The organism is Arthrobacter sp. TRD_SC_6 (assembly GCF_055361185.1).
This window is the reverse complement of record NZ_CM143953.1, coordinates 181,739-203,807: the sequence shown is the minus strand read 5'-3', so window position 1 is coordinate 203,807 and position 22,069 is coordinate 181,739. Positions and strand designations below refer to the sequence as shown.

At 63.4% G+C, this 22,069-nt stretch carries 20 protein-coding genes and 1 tRNA gene; 9 read left to right on the top strand and 12 right to left on the bottom strand.

Translation table 11 applies throughout. The features are described 5' to 3' along the window. Window positions 1-10 precede the first annotated feature (10 nt). The 4 genes from ACWA1U_RS00965 (at window position 11) to ACWA1U_RS00950 (ending at window position 5,877) form a co-directional block, all read left to right on the top strand. Window positions 11-1,177 (top strand): MFS transporter, encoded by a 1,167-nt coding sequence (locus tag ACWA1U_RS00965; RefSeq protein ID WP_463723483.1) that lies wholly within the window; start codon window positions 11-13, stop codon window positions 1,175-1,177. A gap of 142 nt (window positions 1,178-1,319) precedes the next feature. After that, complete coding sequence (locus tag ACWA1U_RS00960; RefSeq protein ID WP_463723482.1) at window positions 1,320-1,610, top strand: HU family DNA-binding protein; 291 nt, start codon at window positions 1,320-1,322, stop codon at window positions 1,608-1,610. A gap of 110 nt (window positions 1,611-1,720) precedes the next feature. Beyond that, a complete protein-coding gene (locus ACWA1U_RS00955) occupies window positions 1,721-3,871 on the top strand; it encodes a bifunctional copper resistance protein CopD/cytochrome c oxidase assembly protein (protein WP_463723481.1) in 2,151 nt (716 codons plus the stop codon). Further along, on the top strand, window positions 3,868-5,877 hold the full coding sequence (locus ACWA1U_RS00950; RefSeq protein ID WP_463723480.1) for an NHL domain-containing thioredoxin family protein: 2,010 nt from the start codon (window positions 3,868-3,870) through the stop codon (window positions 5,875-5,877). Before ACWA1U_RS00955 ends, ACWA1U_RS00950 begins: the two co-directional genes overlap by 4 nt. A 12-nt stretch (window positions 5,878-5,889) precedes the next feature. Here ACWA1U_RS00950 and ACWA1U_RS00945 read toward each other — a convergent pair whose 3' ends face one another. The 8 genes from ACWA1U_RS00945 to ACWA1U_RS00910 form a co-directional block, all read right to left on the bottom strand. After that, window positions 5,890-6,873 (bottom strand): hypothetical protein, encoded by a 984-nt coding sequence (locus ACWA1U_RS00945; protein WP_463723479.1) that lies wholly within the window; start codon window positions 6,871-6,873, stop codon window positions 5,890-5,892. Between the two features lie 90 nt (window positions 6,874-6,963). Continuing rightward, window positions 6,964-8,694 (bottom strand): helicase HerA-like domain-containing protein, encoded by a 1,731-nt coding sequence (locus ACWA1U_RS00940; protein ID WP_463723478.1) that lies wholly within the window; start codon window positions 8,692-8,694, stop codon window positions 6,964-6,966. A 119-nt stretch (window positions 8,695-8,813) separates the two neighbouring features. After that, window positions 8,814-10,109, bottom strand: coding sequence for an ABC transporter ATP-binding protein (locus ACWA1U_RS00935; RefSeq protein WP_463723477.1), 1,296 nt, complete (start codon window positions 10,107-10,109; stop codon window positions 8,814-8,816). A gap of 53 nt (window positions 10,110-10,162) precedes the next feature. Beyond that, a complete protein-coding gene (locus ACWA1U_RS00930) occupies window positions 10,163-11,008 on the bottom strand; it encodes a carbohydrate ABC transporter permease (protein ID WP_463723476.1) in 846 nt (281 codons plus the stop codon). Then, window positions 11,008-11,949 (bottom strand): carbohydrate ABC transporter permease, encoded by a 942-nt coding sequence (locus ACWA1U_RS00925; RefSeq protein WP_463724920.1) that lies wholly within the window; start codon window positions 11,947-11,949, stop codon window positions 11,008-11,010. Before ACWA1U_RS00925 ends, ACWA1U_RS00930 begins: the two co-directional genes overlap by 1 nt. A 29-nt stretch (window positions 11,950-11,978) precedes the next feature. Continuing rightward, window positions 11,979-13,283, bottom strand: coding sequence for an extracellular solute-binding protein (locus ACWA1U_RS00920; RefSeq protein ID WP_463723475.1), 1,305 nt, complete (start codon window positions 13,281-13,283; stop codon window positions 11,979-11,981). Window positions 13,284-13,494: 211 nt separating this feature from the next. Further along, complete coding sequence (gene panD, locus ACWA1U_RS00915) at window positions 13,495-13,923, bottom strand: aspartate 1-decarboxylase (protein ID WP_463723474.1); 429 nt, start codon at window positions 13,921-13,923, stop codon at window positions 13,495-13,497. Between the two features lie 95 nt (window positions 13,924-14,018). Next, window positions 14,019-14,879 (bottom strand): LysR substrate-binding domain-containing protein, encoded by an 861-nt coding sequence (locus ACWA1U_RS00910; protein ID WP_463723473.1) that lies wholly within the window; start codon window positions 14,877-14,879, stop codon window positions 14,019-14,021. Between the two features lie 131 nt (window positions 14,880-15,010). Between ACWA1U_RS00910 and ACWA1U_RS00905 the strand changes: the two genes are divergently transcribed. Both ACWA1U_RS00905 and ACWA1U_RS00900 read left to right on the top strand, forming a co-directional pair. Beyond that, window positions 15,011-16,393 carry an MFS transporter gene (locus ACWA1U_RS00905; protein ID WP_463723472.1) on the top strand — a complete coding sequence of 461 codons (1,383 nt, stop codon included), beginning with the start codon at window positions 15,011-15,013 and terminating at the stop codon, window positions 16,391-16,393. A 62-nt stretch (window positions 16,394-16,455) separates the two neighbouring features. Beyond that, a complete protein-coding gene (locus tag ACWA1U_RS00900) occupies window positions 16,456-16,794 on the top strand; it encodes a YnfA family protein (RefSeq protein WP_463723471.1) in 339 nt (112 codons plus the stop codon). Between the two features lie 25 nt (window positions 16,795-16,819). Here the strand turns inward: ACWA1U_RS00900 and ACWA1U_RS00895 are convergent. The 3 genes from ACWA1U_RS00895 to ACWA1U_RS00885 form a co-directional block, all read right to left on the bottom strand. After that, window positions 16,820-16,893 (bottom strand) — tRNA-Gly (locus tag ACWA1U_RS00895). 63 nt (window positions 16,894-16,956) lie between these two features. Next, window positions 16,957-17,232 (bottom strand): protealysin inhibitor emfourin, encoded by a 276-nt coding sequence (locus tag ACWA1U_RS00890; protein ID WP_463723470.1) that lies wholly within the window; start codon window positions 17,230-17,232, stop codon window positions 16,957-16,959. Next, a complete protein-coding gene (locus tag ACWA1U_RS00885) occupies window positions 17,229-18,299 on the bottom strand; it encodes a M4 family metallopeptidase (RefSeq protein WP_463723469.1) in 1,071 nt (356 codons plus the stop codon). The genes ACWA1U_RS00890 and ACWA1U_RS00885 overlap by 4 nt, the downstream gene beginning before the upstream one ends. A gap of 100 nt (window positions 18,300-18,399) precedes the next feature. Here ACWA1U_RS00885 and ACWA1U_RS00880 point away from each other — a divergent pair, with 100 nt between their 5' ends. The 3 genes from ACWA1U_RS00880 (at window position 18,400) to ACWA1U_RS00870 (ending at window position 20,497) form a co-directional block, all read left to right on the top strand. Beyond that, the gene (locus ACWA1U_RS00880; RefSeq protein WP_463723468.1) at window positions 18,400-19,254 is read left to right on the top strand and encodes a tryptophan 2,3-dioxygenase; all 855 of its coding nucleotides are present in this window, start codon (window positions 18,400-18,402) and stop codon (window positions 19,252-19,254) included. Between the two features lie 32 nt (window positions 19,255-19,286). Continuing rightward, on the top strand, window positions 19,287-19,874 hold the full coding sequence (gene dcd, locus ACWA1U_RS00875) for a dCTP deaminase (RefSeq protein ID WP_463723467.1): 588 nt from the start codon (window positions 19,287-19,289) through the stop codon (window positions 19,872-19,874). 356 nt (window positions 19,875-20,230) lie between these two features. Beyond that, window positions 20,231-20,497 carry a hypothetical protein gene (locus tag ACWA1U_RS00870; protein ID WP_463723466.1) on the top strand — a complete coding sequence of 89 codons (267 nt, stop codon included), beginning with the start codon at window positions 20,231-20,233 and terminating at the stop codon, window positions 20,495-20,497. 80 nt (window positions 20,498-20,577) lie between these two features. Here ACWA1U_RS00870 and ACWA1U_RS00865 read toward each other — a convergent pair whose 3' ends face one another. Further along, window positions 20,578-21,927, bottom strand: coding sequence for an MFS transporter (locus tag ACWA1U_RS00865; RefSeq protein WP_463723465.1), 1,350 nt, complete (start codon window positions 21,925-21,927; stop codon window positions 20,578-20,580). Window positions 21,928-22,069: the final 142 nt, after the last annotated feature.

The window sequence follows — 22,069 nt, the reverse complement described above, 5'->3', positions numbered from 1 at the left end:
AAGGGTGCGCGTGACGAACCGGAGCGTGTTGCGCCCGCCCCTGCTGCTGCTCTCCGCGGGTGGATTCCTGGCCGTTGCCACCGAGGTGCTCCCCATCGGGCTCCTGCCGTTGATGGCTGCTGACCTGGGTGTCTCGGAATCCTCGGTGGGTTTGCTGGTATCCGCCTACGCGGCGGTCGTGGTGTTGGCTTCAATCCCCTTGAACGCGTGGACCAGCGGGGTCTCCCGCAAGCCGTTGCTGGTGGGCCTGCTGGCCGGGTACGGAGCGAGCAACGTTGTGGTGTGCCTGGCCGACAGCTACGCGCTGGCTGTTACCGGGAGGTTACTCGCCGGAGCGTGCCACGCGCTGTTCTTCGCCGTCGTCTTCGGTTATGCCTCGAGGCTGGCGCCGGTGGGGCGCCTTGGCGCGGTCATCGCGCTCGTGAACGGTGGCAACGCCGTCGCCATCGCGGGCGGTGTGCCGCTGAGTACCTGGGTGGGATCGGCGGCGGGATGGCGCTGGGCGTTCGGGGGCGCGGCCCTGCTCGCCTTCCTGCTTGCACTCTGCGCGGCCAGGATCATGCCGTCGATCGCCGGGTCCACCATCTCCGGAGGAGCCCAGCTCAGGTCCGCGCTGTCCCAGCCGGGGCTGCGCAGGGTGATCGCCGCCGTTGTAGTCCTCATGACAGCGCAGTTCGCGCTGTACACCTTCGTTACGCCGCTGCTGCTGCAGGCCGGATTCAACGGCGGGTCCGTCGGGGCGGCATTGCTGGCCTACGGTGTCGCCGGAGTGCTGGGCCTGATCGCGCTCAGCCGGTTCACCGATGCCAGCCTGCGCCGCGCCCTGCTGGTGTCGATCGCGGTGATGGCGGGCGCCGTCGTCGTTATTGGGCTGCTCGGCGGTGCGTCCGGCTGGACGCTGGCCCTGGTAGTGGTGTGGGGCGTTTTCTACGGGCCGGTGCCGTCCTACGTGCAGACCGCGGCCATGAACGCGTCCCCAGACCACCCTGACACCGTGGCGGCGATTCACAATTCGACCTTCAACATCGGCATCAGTGCGGGTGCATTCGTCGGTGCACAGGTGGTGCTGGTGGCCCCACCGTCGGATATCGCCTACGTGACAGCGGCGCTGATGGTGGTGGCCTTTTGGGTTGTGTTCACCGGTTCCAGGGCAGGCTTTCCCTGCCGAATACGCTGAATTTCGGGGTTTTCCGTGCAAATGGGGTGGATTTGCCGCCAATCAACAGGACTTTCCGGTTGAAGCTGGTAGGTTTTCCTCCAGAAGCTCCACCAGAACGGTGGGGTTCTGAAATATCCGGACGAGTCCAGGAGGACACACATTGGCTAAGAAAGAGACTAAGAACCGCAGCGAACTGGTTGCAGAGGTAGCAGCAAAGGCTGACACCAGCCAGACTGCCGTGAACAGCGTGCTCGACGCCCTGTTCGACGTTCTCGCCACTTCCGCCAAGAACGACGTCAAGGTCACCATCCCCGGCTGGCTTGCCGTAGAGCGCACCGAGCGTGCCGCACGCACCGGCCGCAACCCTCAGACCGGCGAGACCATCGAGATTGCAGCAGGCAGCAGCGTCAAGCTGACCGCCGGCTCCAAGCTCAAGGCATCCGTCAAGTAGTCAAGTAGTTATCGAACGGGCCGTCACCTATCCGGTGGCGGCCCCGTTTCGTTTAAGGCCGTGTTCCTTCCCACCTCGTTAGTTGGCCGTTGTTCTACTGCGGGTAGACAATGGAAAGCGTGGCCACAACTACCAAGCAGTCCAGACCCGGCAGCACCGGGGAAAAGAGTCAGTCAGGAGTAAAACCCGGCTGGCTCATCGCTGCCGGAGTGCTGGTGATTGTCGCCGTTGTGCTCGCCCTCGCCTTCTCCGGTGCGGCGTCCGCGCGGCAGCTTGGTGACCCGGGTGCGCTCACCCGCTGGGGGCTTCCGATCGCCAAGGCGCTGCACAATGTATCGGTCGCAGCTGTCATCGGCTCACTGGTTTTCGCGGTGATCATCCTCCCGAGGCGGGCCGGAAAGCCCACGAGGAACAGCGCCAAGTCCGACGAACCGGAGCACCCCGCCTTCACCAGGGCCATGGCCCTCGCCTCCGGGGCGGCGGTTGCCTGGACCCTTTCAGCGCTGGCTGTCCTCGTCCTCACCTACTCCGATGCCGCAGGCCTGCCGCTCAGCAGCGACCCAACGTACACCCAGGGCCTCGCCAGCTACCTCACCGACTTCGACACCGGACGCGCCTGGCTCTCCACCACGATGATCGCGGCCGTCGTCGCCACCATGACCTTCGGCGCCCGCTCCAGCGTCTGGCTCGCGCTCACCACAGTTTTGGCTCTTGGCGGCCTGTTGCCGATGGCGCTCATCGGCCACTCGGCAAGCGGCGATGACCACAACGCGGCGGTCAACTCGATCGCCCTCCACCTGGTGAGCGTGTGCCTCTGGATCGGCGGGATCATCGTCCTTGCGGTGATCGGCGGGAAGCTTGGCACACACACGTCCGCCGTCCTGAAGCGGTTCTCTGCGCTGGCAGGCTTTGCGTTCGCCCTCGTCTTCCTCTCGGGGATCATCAACGCGAGCCTGCGGATCGGCAGCCTCTCCCAGCTCGGCTCCGAATGGGGCCTGCTCGTCACGTTCAAGGCGATAGCCACCATCCTGCTGGGCGGAATCGGCTTGATGCACCGGCAGTGGATCATCCCGCAACTGGACACCAACATGTCCGCTCGCCGCGTGCTGTGGCAACTCATCGCCGTCGAACTCGCGATCATGGGCGCAGTTTCCGGTGTCGCCGTCGCGCTGGCCCGTACCGCCCCGCCGCGCTCGGAAGAACTGCAGCCGGACGCCACACCGGCACGTATCCTGACCGGCTATGAACTGCCGCCGGAGCCGACGCCGATGCGCTGGCTGACCGAGTGGCGCCCGGACTGGCTGTGGATCGCTTTCGCCCTGACCGTAGCGGTGGCGTACATCCTCGGCATGATCAAGCTCAGGCAGCGCGGCGACTCCTGGTCTGTCATCCGCCTGATCTGCTGGTTGACCGGCCTGGCAGCGCTCACCTACTTCACCTCCGGTGCGCCGGCCATCTACGGCATGGTCCTCTTCAGCGCCCACATGATTGACCACATGGCCCTCACCATGGTGGTTCCGCTGTTCCTTGTGCTCGGCGCACCCCTGACGCTCGCGTTGAAGGCCCTGACTCCGAGGGGCGACGGCACCCGGGGGATCCGCGAATGGATCCTCGTCATCGTGCACTCGCGTTTCTCCGCGGTCGTCACGCACCCGCTTTTCGCGGCCGCGAACTTCGCCGGTTCCATCGTGATCTTCTACTATTCGCCGCTGTTCGGGTTTGCACTCCGCGAGCATGTGGGCCACGAACTGATGATCCTGCACTTCCTCATCACCGGCTACATTTTCGTGCTCTCGATGATCGGCATCGATCCGGTTCCACACCGTGCCGCTTTCCCGCTCCGGCTGCTCATCCTCTTCGCGACGATGGCTTTCCATGCCTTCTTCGGCGTCGCGCTCACCGGTAGCTCCTCGCTCCTTCAGGCTTCCTGGTTCGGAAACATGGGGCGGGAGTGGGGGCCGTCGGCGTTGGTGGACCAGCAGATCGGCGGAGCCGTGACGTGGGGGATCGGCGAAGTGCCCACGCTGCTGCTGGCGATCGGTGTCGCAATCATGTGGTCCCGCAGCGACGCACGCGAGTCCCGCCGCACGGACCGCGCAGCCGACAGGAATAACGACGCCGAGCTCTCCGCTTACAACAACATGTTCACTTCCCTGGCTGAACGGGACCAAAAGCGTCCGGGCAGCGGAAGCGGAACGACGACGACGACGGCGCCGGGCACCCGCGCCCCACGCACCACTGGAACTGGAGACCCTGAATGACCGAAACTTCGCTCCGCGTCGGCTACCGGGTACGCGCATCCGAGCTCGTCGGGCGGAACTGGCTCAACACGGGCGGCAGGCAGCTTCAACTGGAGGACCTGCGCGGGAAAATAGTCCTGCTCGACTTCTGGACCTTCTGCTGCATCAACTGCCTCCATGTGCTGGACGAGTTGCGCCCACTCGAAGAGAAATATTCGGATGTGTTCGTCACAGTCGGTGTCCACTCGCCCAAGTTCGAACACGAAGCGGATCCGGTAGCGCTCGCCGCTGCGGTGGAACGCTACGACATCCACCACCCAGTCCTGGATGACCCCGAGCTCACCACCTGGCAGGCCTACACCGCGCGTGCCTGGCCCACCCTGGTGGTCATCGACCCCGAGGGCTACATCGTGGCCCATCTTTCTGGTGAGGGGCATGCTGCCGGGCTCGAATCGCTTGTCGAGGAGCTTGTTGCTGAGCACACAGCCAAGGGCACGCTTCACCGCGGCGAGGGTCCCTACGTCCCCGCCGAGCCCACCTCGGGGGACCTCCGTTTCCCCGGCAAGGTCCTCGCATTGCCCACCACCGGTACGTTCCTGGTGGGGGACAGCGGGCACCACCGCCTGGTGGAACTCGAAGCGGACCTGAGCACCGTTCGCCGGACCATCGGCTCCGGGACCCGCGGCTTCGCTGATGGGTCTTCGTCCGACGCACAGTTCAACGAACCCCAGGGCCTCGCCCTTCTCCCGCTGGAGGTGGCGCGGCAGGTGGGGTACGACGTCGTTATTGCCGACACAGTCAACCACCGCCTGCGCGGGGTTGCCCTGGAAACAGGAACCGTGACGACCATTGCCGGCAACGGAGTCCAACGGCTCCTGGACGCCGAGAACCAGGTGAAGGCCCGGCCTGTCGAGCTGCAGGAAACCTCCTATGATCTGGGCGGAGGTGGGGATTACATCCCCGAAGACGCAGCTCCCCGCCTCGAAGACACCCACCTCGGGACGGACGCTGTCAACATCTCGCTCTCCTCCCCGTGGGATGTGGTGTGGTCGACCACCCTGCAGCGCTTTGTCGTGGCCATGGCTGGCACACACCAGATCTTCACCGTGGACCCGGTAAGCGGTTCGGTAGACATCCTCGCGGGAACGGGCCTTGAGGGCCTGCTCGACGGCGATTCCAGCGCCGCGTGGTTCGCCCAGTCCTCCGGCCTTGCTGAGGATTCGCACGGAAACCTGTGGGTCGCGGACTCGGAAACATCGGCGGTTCGCATCCTGAGCTTCCTCACGGTGAACGGACGCAACCGGACTCAGGTGCATACTGCCATCGGAACGGGACTGTTCGACTTCGGGTTCCGCGACGGTGACGCGGAACAGGCCCGCCTCCAGCACCCCCTTGGCGTCACCGCGCTTCCGGACGGATCGATCGCCATCGCCGACACCTACAACGGTGCGGTCCGCCGGTATGATCCGGTGACCCGGCAGGTGTCCACGCTGATGCGCGGATTGGCGGAACCCTCCGACGTGCTGGTGGATACAGCGCCCGTTGAGGCCGGGGGCGAGCCGCTGCTCATCGTGGTTGAGGCGAACAAGCACCAGCTGGTGCGGCTGCCGATTCCCAGGGACGCACTCGCGGTCGATGAAGGTGCGTCCCAGACGCAACGGCCAAAGACCGCCGTCGTGCCTGGCGTCCTGAAGATCAAAGTGCGCTTCAGCGCACCGAAGGGCCAAAAGCTCGACGACCGGTGGGGCGACCCAACGCAGCTCAAGGTGTCCTCCTCGCCCGAGACACTGCTCGCCTCTGGAGGCGGGACCGGCATCGGGTTGGAGCGGGAGCTGGTGCTGTCCGGCGACGTCCCGGAGGGCATCCTCCACATCACTGCGCGTGCGGCAGCGTGCGACGGTGAGCCAGGCGGCGAGATCCCTGATCACGCCGCATGCCACCTGTACCAACAGGACTGGGGAATCCCGGTCACGTTGAGCGCTGACGGGGAGACCGAGCTGACGCTCGACCTTCGCGGCCTGGACTAGAATTCGGCTGGACTAGAACTCGACGACGGGCGTGACGCTGATTTCCTCGTCCGTCACGGCGAGGCGTGCGGTGAAATTGAAGTCCTGGGGAATGCTCACGGGTTCGATCGCACCGGTGAACAGATCCTGGAGGCTTGTCTCCAACACTACGGTCCCCTTCAGCGGAGAGATGACCCAGGTGCCGTTGTAGGGTTCGATACTGACGGTGGGATACTCCCTGATTGACCAAATGATCGGCGCTGCAACCCGGTTTTCGGTCTGGAAGCCGAACGGGCAGTTGGTCGGCTGGAACACTGCCTGCTCGGCGCAGGAGTCCAGGAAGCTTTTCAGCTGCGCGTTGACCGCTTCGACGAGGGCGGGTGTGGCGGCTGTGGCAAGCGGCAGCCGGGCCGCGTTCTGCTGGCGGTCAGTGACGGCTGCAGTCTGGGCGGGGGCTTCGAAATACTCACTTTCGAACTGGGCTTCGACCTCGGCTGGATAGAACGCGGCGAACTGGCTGCGGCCCTCGGGCACGGCCACGCGCGTACCGTTCAGCGTGACCTCGTTTTCGTTCAGGACCGACACCTCAAGGGTAGGCAACGGTGCAGGCACAAACTCCCAGCGGTTGAAGAACAGCCATTCCTTGCCGGTCTGCTCCAGCAGGAACGCGGTGCTGTGCTCGGTGTCGCCGATGGTGTACGTGACGTCGATCTGTACTCGGTTATCGCCAGACGGTTCCGGTGATCCAACTTCGACGTTGCCGATAGCTTCTGCCGCCCTCTGCAGCGCCGGACCGTCGAGGAGCGCGGCATTGGCATCGGGGATGGTGGCGTTGAGCAGTCCGATCGCCAGCTCGCCATTGCCCTCCCGTAACGCCTGAAGGTAGCTCTCCACCTGCTGATGCGGCCCGAAGAGGTGGGTGTTGACGAGGGTGATTGTGGCGATGGCGGCGACCACCGTGAGCATGAGCCCAAGCAGCCACGCTGCCAGGACACGAATCACACGGGACGATTGCACCCTCCCACGTTACCCAATGGCGGTGCTCCAACTGCTAACGACGACGACGGCGCGCAGACCGGGCATCACTGGCGCCTTGGGCGGCTGCGTTCACCAGCGACGACGGCGGCGCTTGCGCTGGGTAGCAAACAGTCCGCGAACCAGTTCGACTCCGATGGTGCCGGCCGCTTTCAGCGCAGCGTCCATAAGTTCGTCATTTCCACTCCCTGGCCGTCCTGTGGGCGAACCCTGGTCTCGCTCGGAGGGTCGCTGCTGAGCCGGCGGTTCAGCCCCTCGCCGCTGCTGACCGGTCGATGTCGGCGGACGCGTGCTCGGCCTGCCGAGGATGGATTCCTCGATGCGGCGCGCTTCGGCGTCGATTTCTGCCTGTGAAGGGAAACGCTGCGCGCCGGAGGGCGATGCCCTACCCGGCTCGTGGGGTGGCCGCGATGCAGGTGCAGGTGGCGTCGTCGTCGTCGTGGTTGGCTGGGCCGGCTTTCCGGATAGTTTTTCGTAGGCGGAGTGGCTGTCGATGGGGGTTCCGTAATCCGCCAGCAGGGGAGAGTCCCTGACGATTGCTTCGACCACCTCCGACGACGACGGTCCCATGGTCGAGACCGGCGAGAACAGGCGCGTCCAGGCAACCGGCGTGGGCGCGCCGTTCTCGTTCATGACAGTGACCACCGCCTCGCCGATTCCGGCAGAGGTCAGCACCTCCTCAAGGTCGTAGGGGCTGGTGGGGAACGTTGAGACGGTCGCTTTGAGCGCCTTCGCGTCATCTGGGGTGAAGGCCCTGAGTGCGTGCTGCACGCGGTTGGCCAACTGTCCGAGGACTTCCGCCGGAACGTCCCGGGGTGTCTGGGTGACGAAGAAGATGCCCACGCCCTTGGACCGGATGAGCCGCACCGTGGTCTGGATGGACTGCAGGAACGCTTTGGATGCGCCGTTGAACAGGAGGTGCGCCTCGTCCAGGAAGAAGATGAGCTTTGGCTTGTCGAGGTCCCCAACCTCAGGAAGGTCGGCGAAGAGGTCCGCCACGAGCCACATCAGGAACGTCGAGAACAGCTGAGGTTTCTGCTGCAGGGTGGGCAACTCGAGGCAGCTGATCACGCCGCGTCCGGTGGAATCGGTCCGCAGCAGGTCTTCGGTGTCGAACTCTGGCTCGCCAAAGAACTTGTCCATACCCTGCGCCTCAAGGGTGATGAGTTCCCGCAGGATCACCCCGGCGGTCGACTTCGAGAGGCCGCCGAGCTCCTCCAGCGCCGGCTTGCCCTCATCCGAAATGAGGAACTGAATCACCGCGCGCAGGTCGGCGAGGTTGAACAGCTCAAGCCCCGCCCGGTCCGCGTAGTGGAACACCAGTTGCAAGCTCGATTCCTGGGTCTCGTTCAGATCCAGTACACGCGCCAGCAGCAGCGGCCCGAAGTCGGTGATTGTGGCACGGATGGGAACTCCGGCTCCATCGCCACCGAGGCAGAAGTACTCCACGGGGAAGCTGGCTGGTTCCCAGGCCTGCCCAACAGAGGCCGTGCGCTTGGACAGCTTCTCTGTCGCAGTACCGGCGGTGGAAAGGCCCGTCAGGTCACCCTTGATGTCGGCCAGGAACACGGGCACGCCCTGAGCGCTCAGTTGTTCGGCCATGACCTGCAGCGTGATGGTCTTGCCCGTGCCGGTTGCCCCCGAGACAAGCCCGTGCCGGTTCATCATCGCCAGCGGCAGGCGAACCCTCGCCTCGGGTTGGAGCTCGCCATCCACCAGTGCAGTGCCCAACTGAATGGACGGCCCCTCGAAGGTGTAACCGGCCGTTATCCGTGCGGCCTGATCTGCGCCTGTGCTCACCATGGTGTCAGCGTACACACCGTCACCCACGCGACGGACGGAATGGAAGCGGGAATGGGACGTCGGCACCAGGGGCCCGGAAATCTCTGCCGGGTGCCGACGTCGTCGTTATCCCTCTAGTCCTAGTGGGCGGCGGCGTGGCTCCCGCCGTCCTGTCTTTTCTGCTCCTGGGCGTCATCGTTTGCCTTGGCGGTAGCGATCTCCTCGGCCCGTTCTTCGTTCGCCTCTGCCGTGAGGGCGGCTCCTGCTTCGGCGTCGCGGGTGAGGTTCTCGCCGGTCTCGGCGTCGAAGAGGTGCAGCTTGCGTGTGTCCACCCAGATCTCCGACTCGCGCCCGCCACGGATGCGGCTGGCTGCATCCAGGGTCACCACAACCTGGGGGCGGAGCTCGTCGGCATCCATGTCCCGGGCCAGGTTGTTGAGCAGTTCGCGGACCTCGGGCGACGGATCGAAGTGAATATACCCATACTGCTCGTTACCAAGCCACTCCGTGTGCGTGAGCGTGGCCGTGAAGGTGGAGCCGTGCGGACGTTTCGCATCGTCAACCAGCTTGGCGTCCTCGAAGAACTCGGGACGCACCCCGACGAGGACCACCTTGCGGCCCTCGGCCTTCGCAGCCCGCTCAGGGTCGATGTCCAGTTCACCAAGCGAGGTCTGCAGCTTGCCGTTCTCGATGGTCGCAGGCAGGAAGTTCATTGACGGTGAGCCGATAAAGCCGGCAACAAAAAGGTTGACCGGCTGTTCGTACAGTTCACGCGGGGATGCGATCTGCTGCAGCTCACCCTTCTTCAGCACGGCCACGCGGTCGCCGAGCGTCATAGCCTCCGTCTGGTCATGGGTGACGTAAACGGAAGTGGTTCCGAGCCGGCGCTGCATCTGCGAAATTTCCGAGCGCATCTGGCCGCGCAGCTTCGCGTCGAGGTTGGACAGCGGCTCGTCGAACAGGAACGCGTCCGCCTGCCGGACAATCGCACGCCCCATGGCAACACGCTGCCGCTGGCCGCCGGAGAGGTTCGCAGGCTTCCGCTGGAGGTGGTCGGTCAACTCCAGGGTCGCGGCCGCTTCGGTGACAAGCTTCTTCACCTCATCCTCGCTGTGCTTGCCCTTGGCAAGCCGCAGCGGGAACGCGATGTTTTCGTACACCGTCAGGTGCGGATACAGGGCGTAGTTCTGGAACACCATCGCGAGGTTGCGGTCTCGGGGCGCCTTCGAATTGACCCGTTCGCCGTTGATATAGAGGTCGCCGGAGGTGATGTCCTCCAACCCCACGATCATGCGCAGCAGCGTGGACTTCCCGCAGCCGGACGGGCCCACCAGGATGATGAACTCGCCGTCTTCAATGTCGATGCTGATGTCATTGACGGCGGGGAACCCGTCCCCGTACTTCTTGACGAGGTTGTTCAGCGTTATCGAAGCCATTTCCTATGGTCCTCTTCCTTCAGTTTCTTCAAACTCTGCCGATACTTCGGTTCTCAACCCTTGACTGCGCCTTGCGTCAGGCCTGACACGATCTGCCGCTGGAAAAGCAACACCAGCAGCACAACCGGGATGGTGACAATGATCGCCGCCGCGGAGATAGCGCCGGTGGGGGACTCGAACTGCGATGCTCCGGTGAAAAACGCCAGCGCGGCCGGGACGGGGCGTGCCGCCTCCGTGGAGGTCAGCGAAATGCCGTACACGAAGTCGTTCCAGGCGATGAAGAAGGCGATGATCGCCGTCGTAAAGACGCCAGGAGCGGCCAGCGGAACGATCGCCTTGCGGAATGCCTGCCAGGTGGTGGCACCATCAACCTGCGCAGCCTGCTCAAGCTCCCACGGGATCTGGCGGAAGAACGCTGCCAGTGTCCAGATGGAGATCGGCAGCGTCAGCGACAGGTACGGGATGATCAGCCCGATCCACGTGTCATACAGTCCGATATTCCGCCACAGGTTGAACAGCGGCGTCACAATCGAGATCACGGGGAAGATGGACACGGCCAACGCCGTCGTCAGGATGAGCTTCTTCCCCGGGAAGTCCAGGCGGGCGATGGCGTAGGCGCACAGGGTCGCCAGTATGACGGCGATGGCCGTCGCGATGAGCGTGATACCGATCGAGTTCCACAGCGCGCTGAGGAACAACCCTTGAGCCTCACCAACGAGGATCTGCTCGTAGTTGTCGAGCGTTGCAGCCCCCGGAGAGGGGAGGAAGCTGCCGTTCGTCAGGTCTCCCGCTGCCTTGAAGGACGTCGCGAGGATCGAAGCGACCGGGAAAAGTGCGTAGATCACGACGGCAATCGAAATGATTGTCCACCAGAGCTTCTGGCGTCCGGTAGATTTCATCACTTTCCTCCTGTCGAGCCGGTGAGGTCCACCTTGAACACCTTGATGGCAATGAAACTGATCAACAGCACGCAGGCGAAGAGCAGAACCGAGACCGCTGATCCGAGCCCTATCTCCAGCCTCGAGATGGACGTTCGATACGCAAGTAACGAGAGCACTTCCGTGCCGTACTGGCCGTTGGTCATGATGAACACATTGTCGAAGATCCGGAACGCGTCCAACGCCCTGAATAGCACCGCCACCATGATGGCCGCTTTCATGTTCGGAATGATGACCTTGCGCATCTGCTCCCACCAGGTGGCACCGTCCACCTTGGCTGCTTCGGTCAGCTCATCCGGCACCTGCGCCAGGCCGGCCAGCAGCAACAGCGAGATGAACGGCGTCGTCTTCCAGATCTCCGAGGCCATGATCACCGGCAGTGCGGTACTCGCCTGGGCAAACCAGTTCAGGTCGGAGCTGATGCCCGGCACCCAGTCGAACCAGTTGTTCACGTAGCCGGAGCTGATATCGAACGCGTAGAACCATGCGTAGGCGGAAACCACGGTGATGATGCCGTACGGAACCAGGATGGCTGTGCGCAGCCAGCCCCGCACAGCCTTGAGAGCCTTGTGCATCACCAGTGCCAGACCGAAGCCAAGCACAAGCTCGACGGCGACAGTCACCACGGTGATCAGCAGCGTCACTACGAGGTCCCGCCACCAGACTGGGTCGCTGAGGATGGTCACGTAGTTCTGCAGGAGAATGAACTCGCGCTCGTCCGGGGCGGTCAGGCGGAATGCGAAGAGCGAGTCGAAGAACGCTTGGAGAATGGGGTAGAGGGTGACCGCGAGCATGATGATGAACGCTGGCCCGGCGAGCATCCAGCCAAGCTTCCGCTCAGCCTTCGCGCGGTCGCTGTAGTCAGTGTTCTGACCGTTTCTCTTTCGGCCGTTGGTCTTCATGGCCTTTGGGTTTTTGGTGATCGCGCTGGTCACAGCAGTCTCTCCCCTCTCAGCACGGCGGTAATGAAGTCAGCCGAATCCTCCGGCGTGGTTTCGGGATCCACCTCTTCCGGCGGGGTCCAGGTCTGCTGCAGCCCGCTGGAAATTTCGTTGTAGAACGGGGTCTGCGGCCGGGGAGCGGCGATCTCCAGTGAGTCGCGGATTGTTTCCGCCATGGGGAAGGTTTCCTCAATCTGCGGGTCGTCGTAGGCTTCCGAGTTCGACGGCGGGTTGCCGTTGGTGAGGAAGTATTCGGTCTGGTTCTCCGGCTGGACGATGCACTCGATCGCTGTGTAGGCGAGTTCGGGGTTGTCGCTGCCGGCGCCGACGCCAAGGTTGATTCCGCCGAGGGGAGGCGCTGTCTCTTCACCTTCAATCACCTGCGGGTAAAGAGCCCACCCGATGTCATCGAGGACGGATTGGTCAAGCGTGCCGCCCTCCACGGCTCCCTGCGTAGCAGGCCAGACGAAGGGGTAGTTCACCATGAACGAACCGGTGTCGCCTTGGAATTCGATAAGCGAGGTGTTCTCGGTTGAGGTTGCCAGACCCGGTCCGCCCAAACCCTCTTTGCCAATGGTGCCGATGATCCGTGCGGCCTCAGCACCGGCGTCGCTCGCGATTCCGAGTTCGATCTCATCCGCGGGTGCTTCCGGGTTCTCAAGGATGGTTCCGCCAGCTGACTCGATCAGCGAGTTGATCCAGACAGTCATCGACTCAGCCTGCGAGCCCTGAACGCCAAGTTCCACGTCCTGTGCGGACGCCACTTCGATCAACTGGTCCCAGGTCACCGGCTGCGACATGTCCAGGCCCGCCTCTTCGGCCACACTTTCCCTGTACCAAAGAATCTGCGTGTTGGCCCAGAAGGGAACTGTCACCAGCTCGTCCTCATACATCGCGCCCTGGAGAGCACCTTCGAGGGTGTTCTCTGTGGTGCTCTGCGCGGTTTCCTCCGGTACCGGGGCGAGGAACGTGGCAAGCTCCGGGACGAACGGCGGGTCGATGCTCATGATGTCCAGCGAGTTGTCTCCCGCTGCGAGGCGCCTGGCCAGCTGCTCACGCTGCGCGGCGGCGTCGTTCGGGAGAAGTGAAGTCTCGATCTGGTATTCGCCGCCGGCTTCCTGGGTGCACCGTTCTGCAATCGCGGCCTGCCCACCGGCGTCGGGGTTGATGTACCAGGTGAGCGTGGGGGGACCCGAGTCTGCGGGTCCGCATCCAGTCAGCAGGAGTGACGCCAGGCCCATTGAAGCTGCGGCCACAACGGCCGGGCGCCTCCTGATTCGGTTCTTTTCCTGCATACGTACCTCGCCTCCACATCGAGCCTCGCCCGCCGGATTCTTGAACTGTGAAAGTCACAGTCGAGGGAACCGGAAGCAACCTTATCTTCCTGACCATATGCCTTGAGTGGAAAATTCGCTAGGAAGCGCCACGCTCCCGCAACGGACGCGCGGAAAACGGAACCGGCCCCGCAGAATCTGCGGAGCCGGTTAGTGAAGTTTGATGCTGAGGCTAGAGCAGCGCCGCGTTGTTCAACGCGAAAGGAGGGCGTTCAAGGCCTTCCGTGAGGCCCTCCGCTGGATCGGTGCCCAGCTCGATAATCCGGTTTGCGCCGTCCACGTGCACAACCGTGGGCACGTAGGCCCGGGCTTCCTCGGTTGTCATCGCCGCGTAGGTGATCAGGATGACTGTGTCTCCCTGATGCACCAGATGTGCAGCAGGCCCGTTGATACCGAGCACTCCCGATCCGCGAACTCCCGCGATCGTGTACGTTTCCAGGCGCGCGCCGTTGGTTACGTCCACGACGGACACCAGCTCTCCGGGCAGGATGTCTGCGGCCTCAAGCAGGTCCAGGTCAACCGTTACTGAACCCACGTAGTGCAGGTCTGCGTGAGTGACCGTAGCGCGGTGGATTTTGGACTTGAACATTGTGCGATTCATCGTCCTCCAGTCTACGCTTGCCGATTCACGGGTGCTATGTGGGGTTGGGCACGTCAAGTAGGCGCTGCGTCAGCCGCCCGGCGGGCCGGTCCCAGCTAAGCATCGGGTGCCTTCCGTAACGCCCGTCCGAGGATCGCGGAACTGAGCGCTTCGACCAGTTCCTGGTTTGCCAGCGGATTGCTGAGCAGGGTGAAATCAACGTCGCCCAGCGCGGGGAGGTCAAACCGGTTGGTCACCTGCACCAGGTCCTCGGGGATCAGTGACTGCGGGAAGACCGCGAGTCCAATTCCGGCCCGAGCCGCCGCGAGTACCCCGTTGATTTCCCGGGTGTTGCAGGTGATGCGCCACGTGCGCCCGGCCTGTTCAAGCGCGTCGATGGCCATCTGGCGGCTGAGGCTCGGCGCCTGGTAGGCGATGAGCGGGACGGGAGCGCCGTCGTCGAGCGTTGTCTTGCCGTGCCCGGCCCACACGAGGCGGTCCCGCTGCACCAGTGTTCCTTCGCCTGTTCCGGTCATGTACTTGATGAAGATAAGGTCCAGCTGTCCGGCGCGGAGCCGGCGGAGCAGCGGTGGGCTTTGGGAGACCGTCAGCTCGAGGTTGATCTGCGGGTAGAGCTGCCGGAAGTGCCGGAGGATGCGGGGGAGCTGGGTGATGGCGAGGTCATCCGCCACGCCGAAGCGCAGCCGGCCCCGCATTGCCGAGCCGGAGAAGTAGCTCAAGGCCTGCTCCTGCGCCGCGAGGATGGTGCGCGCGAACCCCGCCATGGCGTCCCCGTTGTCAGTCAGGCGGACGTCACGTGTGTCCCTCATGATCAGGCTCCTGCCCGCCGCGCTTTCGAGTTTGCGGATGTGCTGGCTGACCGTCGGCTGGCTCAAGCCGAGACGGGCGGCCGCGGCTGTGAAGCTGTGGGTCTCGGCGACGGCAAGGAAGGTCTTGAGTTGAAGCGAATCGAACACGGTGAGTCCTCCATCACGTCTTATTACGTTCTTCAATAGTACTTATAGGGCCGATCGGCTTTCTAAATGGGTTGCACGCTGGCTAGCGTTAAACACGTTCCCTTCCAAACCCCCTTTGCAGGAAAGTTACCTTGGCACCCCCACCGCCCTCCGCCCCAGCCGGAGACCCGACCCTGACCGCACAGATTCCCATCGTTACGCAGCGCCCAGCCTGGCGCGACACCTTCATCTCCCTGCGCATCCCGAACTTCAGGCTCTTCGCGATCTCCCACCTGGTCGCCGTCGTCGCGATCTGGATGCAGCGCATCGCACAGGACTGGATGGTCCTCGAACTCTCGGGCTCCGTCACCGCCGTCGGCATAACTGTCGCGCTGCAATTTGCGCCGATGCTCCTTCTTGGCCCGTGGGGCGGTGTGGTGGCGGACCGTTGCAGCAAACGGACGCTCTTGATGGTCACCCAAAGCCTCTCCGCTGTGATGGCCACGGCAATGGCAGTGCTCGCTCTCAGCGGAGCGATTCAGGTCTGGCACGTGTACCTCATTGCGTTCGTCCTTGGCCTGGTGACGGTTGTTGATGCGCCGGCGCGGCAGGTCTTCGTGAACGACCTCGTGGGCCCCACCTACCTGCGCAATGCGATCAGCCTTAACTCCTCGATTTTCCAGCTCGGCGCGATGGTCGGCCCGGCCGTCAGCGGTCTGATGATCGTGGCCGTCGGTGGCGGCTGGGCCTTCGCGATCAACGCGTTCGCCTGCACTTTCACGGTCTTCACGCTGTATCGGCTGCGGACCGACCAGCTCAACGTGTCCGTCCCCGCACCGAGGAGCAAAGGGCAACTCCGTCAAGGTGCGCGCTACCTTGTGAGCAAGCCTCCGATCCTGTGGAGCACTATCGCCGCAGGGTTCGTTGCAGTCTTCGCCCTGAGTACTCCGGTCCTCATGGCAGCCTTCGCCGACGGCGTCTTCCACTCCGGGCCGGGCGGCTACGGACTGCTGAACACGGCACTGGCTAGTGGCTCCCTGGTAGGGGCGCTCGCGTCCACCCGCCGGACGTCCCTGCGCCTGCGTGGCGTACTTGGAGGCATGACGGCGTTCGGCGGTTTCATGGCAGTAGCCGCTTTCGCGCCGAACCAGATCGTATTCACTGCGCTCATGTTCTTCGCCGGAGTGGGCAGTATGTGGTTTGTCACCGGAGCAAACCAACTGGTGCAGGTTTCCACGAATGTCGCAATCCGTGGGCGGGTCATGAGTCTCTACATGATGGTGCTGATCGGCGGGCAGGCGATTGGCGGACCCATGATCGGTTGGCTTGCCGAGAATATCGGCGCTCAGACCGCCCTGCTGATTGCAGGCGGAGTGCCCGTGCTCGCCGCGGCAGTTATGGCCGTCATGCTGGCCAGGCGGGGTCAGCTGACGCTGCGGTTCCGTTGGACACCGGCACCGGACGCACGACGCCGACTGGTCGCCATCGTGCCGAAGAGGGAATCCGGAGCGGTTCCTGTGGGAGCCGCTCGTTAGGAACGGCTGGCCTCATGCGGAGGCCACCTTCACCGGTGCACTGGACCGCGTACGGTGATTCCATGGGCGTTCTATGGGTCGTGATTCTGTTTGCTCTCGCTGCCGTCGCTGAGATCGGTGGAGCCTGGCTCATCTGGCAGAGCGTGCGAGAAGGTCAGCCATGGTGGTGGGCAGGGATTGGCATCATGGCCCTTGGCGCCTATGGGTTTGTGGCAACCCTGCAGCCCGACGCGAACTTCGGCCGGATCCTCGCAGCCTATGGCGGCGTCTTCGTTGTCGGCTCCCTGGCATGGGGGATGCTGCTTGACGGATTCCGTCCCGACCGGTGGGACATCATTGGCTGCGCAATCTGCGTGGCGGGCGTGGCCGTCATCATGTTCGGTCCGCGGCACAGCGCGTGATGAGATGCTTTGGGAGATCAGGTTTTGGAGCGGGCGACGGGAATCGAACCCGCGTATCGAGCTTGGGAAGCTAGCGCTCTACCATTGAGCTACGCCCGCAATGCGGCCGTGACCGCTGGATAAAACCCTACAACATTCCCGACCCGTCACTCGCACGCAGACCTACGGGTCAGGTTCCTCGGATGTGGCCTCCCTGACGCGGTCAATCAGCTCCTGCCACTGCCCTTCGACGGCGCTTTCGGTGACAGTGACCTCCTGGTAGCCCACAGTGATGTGGTAGACAAACCGATCGCGGTGAGTACCGCCGTCGTCGGTGTCCTTGGCCTGTTCAAGCAGGGGAAGCCACCGTTCTTCAGCTTCCGAGGAGCTCACCTCCACACTCCAGGTGCGGGTCATGCCGGCGAACCCGCCTGAGCGCGACACCACTATCCGCGTCACAGCACACCCACCTCCCGCCACGCGTAGGCGACAGCATCGGCTATCGCGGAGCCTTCCCCGAAACGCGCGTTCGCAGCTTCGACCGTCACCTGAGCGAACAACGGAAAATCGCAGTCAACCGGTACTTGGCCTCCCGTGGCGGAGTCATACCAGACCTGCCCCACGCCCTCCCACGCGTAGCCGCCAACCCGCGTGGCAGCGATATAGAACGCGTGGTTGGGGATGCCCGAGTTGATGTGGACGCCACCGTTGTCTGAAGTGGTTTCAACGTAATCCGCCATGGTGGCAGGCTGGGGATCCTTGCCCAGGACGTCGTCGTCGTACGCGGTTCCCGGAGCTTTGAGCGAGCGTAAGGCGCGGCCCTGCACCTGATCTGTGAAGATGCCCTCGCCCACCAGCCAGCTTGCCGCGTCAGCTGACTGGCCGAGCTCCCGCTGTTCCACCAGGACACCGAAGACGTCGGAGATGGATTCGTTCAATGCGCCGGCCTGCCCCTGGTAGCGAAGGTTGGTGGTGTACTGCGTAAAGCCGTGGGCGAGCTCGTGGCTGATTACGGTGATCGAGGACGTAAACCGGCGGAAGATTTCACCGTCCCCATCCCCGAAGACCATGCGCGAGCCGTCCCAGAATGCGTTGTCGTACTGCTCGCCGTAGTGGACGGTCGCGTTGAGCGGATGCCCGGCGTCGTCAATCGAAGACCGGCCGTACACCTCGCTGAACAGTTCATAGGTGGCGCCGAGGCCGTCATAGGCCTCATCCACAGCGGCATCGCCGGTAGGTGGCTCACCTTCGCGCCGAGCTGCCTCGCCGGGCAGTGTCTGGGTGCCGCCGGCGTCGGAAATGGTTCGGCGAAGGGCGAGGACGACGGCGGATCCTGGACCGCCGGGAGGCGCGGTAGGCGCTGCTGAACGCGCGGCGTGCAACGGATCCAGTTGGACCAGGGCCCTGCGCGCTGCCGCTGCGGCCGCTTGGTGGGCCGGACCCTCAAGATTGGCCAGCCTCGCCAGCAGATAGGGCGGGACGATGCCGCGGCGGACTGAAAGCGTGGACTTCTGTGTGTCACTCAAGGGGGCCTCCTGCGTTTCCTCAAACGTAGCGGCCGCCTCCGACAGTATTCAATGGCCCACCAGGGATAACGGGGGGAGCAGAGGTCGCTACGCTGAACCCATGAGCGTTGAACGGAACACAAGGGACCTTGAAGACGGCATCGAGAAAGACTTCTCGGGAAAAATGACCTACGGGTCTTACCTCGCGCTCGATGCGCTTCTGGACGCTCAGCACCCTGTGAGCCGTCCTGAGCACCACGACGAAATGCTCTTCATCATCCAGCACCAGACGTCCGAGCTGTGGCTCAAACTCGTGCTGCACGAACTTGGTGCGGTTAGGCTGCGGCTCCAGGAGGACGATCTTCGCGCGGCCATGAAGGGGATAGCGCGAATCAAGCACATCCAGCGTTCCCTGACGGAACAATGGTCAGTGCTTGCCACGCTCACACCGTCTGAATACGCCGAGTTCCGCGGTTCCCTGCAGGCCGCGAGCGGCTTCCAGTCCTACCAGTACCGGGCGGTCGAGTTCCTGCTCGGCAACAAGAACGCCGGAATGCTGCAGGTTTTCGAGAGTGATCCGCAGGCGTTTGGGCTGCTTTCCGGCCTGCTGTCCGAGACCAGCATCTACGACGAATTCATCCGCTACCTGCACCGCCGCGGGTACCCGATTCCGGCCGAACTGCTTGAGCGCGACGTCACCCAGGCCCATGTTTTCAGCCTCGGCCTCGTAGCGGTTTACAAGAGCGTCTACGAAAACGCCGCGGAGCACTGGGACGTGTATGAGGCGTGCGAGGAGCTGGTGGACCTCGAGGACAACTTCCAGTTGTGGCGCTTCCGTCATCTGAAGACGGTTGAGCGAACCATCGGGTTCAAATCCGGGACCGGTGGCTCAAGCGGCGTCGGTTTCCTGCAGAAAGCACTTGAGCTGACGTTTTTCCCCGAATTGTTCGCCGTGAGAACGGAAATTGGCAGGTAATTCGAGGCGGGTCCGTGCGGTATTTTTAGACGGTGCTGATTTCCGACCGCGACATCCGAACCGAGATTGCCAACCAGCGCATTGCGCTCGATCCCTATGACCCGGCGATGGTCCAGCCATCCAGCGTGGACGTGCGGATTGACCGGTACTTCCGCCTGTTCGACAACCACAAGTACGCGCACATCGACCCCGCCGAGGACCAGCCGGACCTCACCCGCCTGGTCGAAGTGGACCCCGATGAGCCGTTCATCCTGCACCCGGGTGAATTTGTGCTTGGTTCCACGTATGAAAGGGTCACGCTCCCCGACGACGTCGCTGCACGCCTCGAAGGTAAATCCTCGCTGGGGCGGCTGGGGCTGCTGACCCACTCCACCGCCGGTTTCATCGATCCTGGGTTTTCCGGCCACGTCACCCTCGAGCTTTCCAACATGGCGACGCTGCCCATCAAGCTGTGGCCGGGATCGAAGATCGGTCAGCTCTGCTTCTTCAAGCTCACCTCACCTACCGAGCACCCCTACGGTTCCGGCCAGTACGGCAACCGTTACCAGGGCCAGCGGGGCCCGACAGCGTCGCGCAGCCACTTGAACTTTCACCGCACCACCATCAAAACGCTTCCCTGAGTATTCACATCACCACCCTTCCAAGCTGCTATTCGGGGATTTTGTGAATACCCACGGGTGGAAGGTCTGTGGATAACCCTCTGTAGTAGGCATCCGGAAGCCAAAATTGCCGGCATGCGAACTCCCGAACCCCTGCCAGAACACCTTGCCGGGCGGTCATTTTCCCTTGCCGAATCCGATGCGGCGGGCATCACCCGCAGCTGCGCGAGGTCGTTAGAAGGCACCCAAAGACGCGGAGGATCCTGAACGCCAGGGGAGTTTTGGAACTCGTCCGGGTTGGTGCGGATCCAGCGCCCGAGACATTCCTTCGCCTAAACCTCGTCCGCGCGGGTCTTCCAGAACCCGAACTTGGGTACGTGATCACGGATGCCACCTGGCGTGAAATAGCTTGGCCGGATCTCGCTTACCCGCAGTACCGGGTGGCAATTCAGTACGACGGCGGCCATCACTTCGAGCGCCCGCAGGCCGAACAGGACATTAGGCGGAATGAACAGACCGCCCGCGCAGGTTGGCTGCAAATCACCATCACGACGTCAGCGCTGACCGCGCATGGTGCGGATAACGCCGTCGTGCGTATCCGTCGCGCGCTACAGAGCCGGGATGGGCCTCACCTACAGCGTTGAGTGCGTAGATAACCACCGTATTCCGCCCGGATTCAGTGGTTACGTGAATACTCAGCGGAGTTGGGGGTTGGGGGTTGGGGTTAGGCCGAGGGCACGACGGCGGGAATCACCTTTGCGGGCGGCTTCACCGGAAGGAGCACCAGCAACCCGGCCAACAGGACAACCAGAATTCCGATGATCCCGTAACGCTGCTCGCCGAACACGCCGATGAAGATGGAGAACAGAGCAGGCGCAAGGAAGCTGACCGCACGGCCGGTTGTCGCGTAGAGACCGAACATCTCGCCCTCCTCGCCCTTCGGGGAGAGCCGTGCGAGGTACGCCCGCGATGAGGCCTGTGCGGGCCCGACAAACAGGGTCAGCATCAACCCGAACACCCAGAACGTTGTGTCGCCGGTCCACTGCGCACCCAACACCTCATACGTGGATGCACCGAGAACCAGGATCGCCGATCCCGCTACCAGCAGCCCGATCAGCGCCGCTATGATCACCAGCTTGGGTCCCACCCGATCGTCGAAGAAACCACCGATCACCGCGCCGATCGCCGCGACCACATTGCCGACGATCGCAAAGAGGATGACCTCGCTCAGCGTGAACCCGAACGTGCCAGCCGCAATGATCCCGCCGAAGGTGAACACCGCTGCAAGGCCATCCCTGAAGATGGCGCTGGCGAGCAGGAAGAAGATGGTGTGCGGGCTGGTCCGGTAAATCGCCTCGATCCGACGGAACAGCAGCTTGTAGGAGTCCAGGAAGGCCAGCTTGCTGACCTGCTTCTGTCGCGGCACTTCAGGTACGGAGAACATCACCGGCAACGCGAAAGCGAGGAACCAGAGCGCCGAGAATACCGCAACCAGGCGAATGTTCAGGCTGTCATCGGTGCTCGATCCAAACCAGTCCACCACCGGCTGCACAAACGCGACGAGGACAATGATCAGTGCGGCGATTCCACCGACGTAACCCATCGCCCAGCCAAATCCGCTGATCCGGCCAATGCTCGACGGCGTCGAAATCTGGGTGAGCATGGCGTTGTAATTGACGCCCGCGAACTCGAAGAAGATGTTCGCTGCGGCGATGAGCGCAACACCGAAGATGAGTAGTTCCGGACGCGGAAAGACAAAGAAGCACATCGCCGTCAGGATCGCGACCACCAGGCTGTTCACGCCAAGCCACAGCTTTCGGCGGCCGCCGACGTCGGATCGTTGCCCGGTCACTGGCGCCAGCAGTGCGATCAGCAGCCCCGCAACCGCAAGGCCCCAGCCGAGCACTTCCGACGCATGGGTCTCCCCGCCGAACGCGTCCGATGTCAGGTAGACCGTGAAGACGAAGGTGGTCATCACCGCATTGAATGCGGCGGATCCCCAATCCCAGGACGCCCAGGCAAGGACGGGCTTGGTGAGGAGGCGACCTGCGGGCTGTCGGGTATCCGTGCTCATAGGGTGCATGTTATCTGCTGGCGAAGTACAACAGGTTCGGCGTGGAGGTTGTTCCTGAACTTCAGCGGCTCAGCGGCGAGCTGAACCGAACCGTAACCCCAGTAAGTGTCGTATTCCCCGGGTAGAATAGATAACAGCCCTT

Coding starts and splice junctions, on each gene's coding strand:
- ACWA1U_RS00955 (WP_463723481.1), top strand. CDS start 1,721: ATGGAAAGCGTGGCCACAACTACCAAGCAGTCCAGACCCGGCAGCACC.
- ACWA1U_RS00950 (WP_463723480.1), top strand. CDS start 3,868: ATGACCGAAACTTCGCTCCGCGTCGGCTACCGGGTACGCGCATCCGAG.
- ACWA1U_RS00940 (WP_463723478.1), bottom strand. CDS start 8,694: ATGGTGAGCACAGGCGCAGATCAGGCCGCACGGATAACGGCCGGTTAC.
- ACWA1U_RS00935 (WP_463723477.1), bottom strand. CDS start 10,109: ATGGCTTCGATAACGCTGAACAACCTCGTCAAGAAGTACGGGGACGGG.
- ACWA1U_RS00930 (WP_463723476.1), bottom strand. CDS start 11,008: ATGAAATCTACCGGACGCCAGAAGCTCTGGTGGACAATCATTTCGATT.
- ACWA1U_RS00925 (WP_463724920.1), bottom strand. CDS start 11,949: ATGAAGACCAACGGCCGAAAGAGAAACGGTCAGAACACTGACTACAGC.
- ACWA1U_RS00920 (WP_463723475.1), bottom strand. CDS start 13,283: ATGCAGGAAAAGAACCGAATCAGGAGGCGCCCGGCCGTTGTGGCCGCA.
- panD (WP_463723474.1), bottom strand. CDS start 13,923: ATGAATCGCACAATGTTCAAGTCCAAAATCCACCGCGCTACGGTCACT.
- ACWA1U_RS00900 (WP_463723471.1), top strand. CDS start 16,456: ATGGGCGTTCTATGGGTCGTGATTCTGTTTGCTCTCGCTGCCGTCGCT.
- ACWA1U_RS00880 (WP_463723468.1), top strand. CDS start 18,400: ATGAGCGTTGAACGGAACACAAGGGACCTTGAAGACGGCATCGAGAAA.
- ACWA1U_RS00865 (WP_463723465.1), bottom strand. CDS start 21,927: ATGAGCACGGATACCCGACAGCCCGCAGGTCGCCTCCTCACCAAGCCC.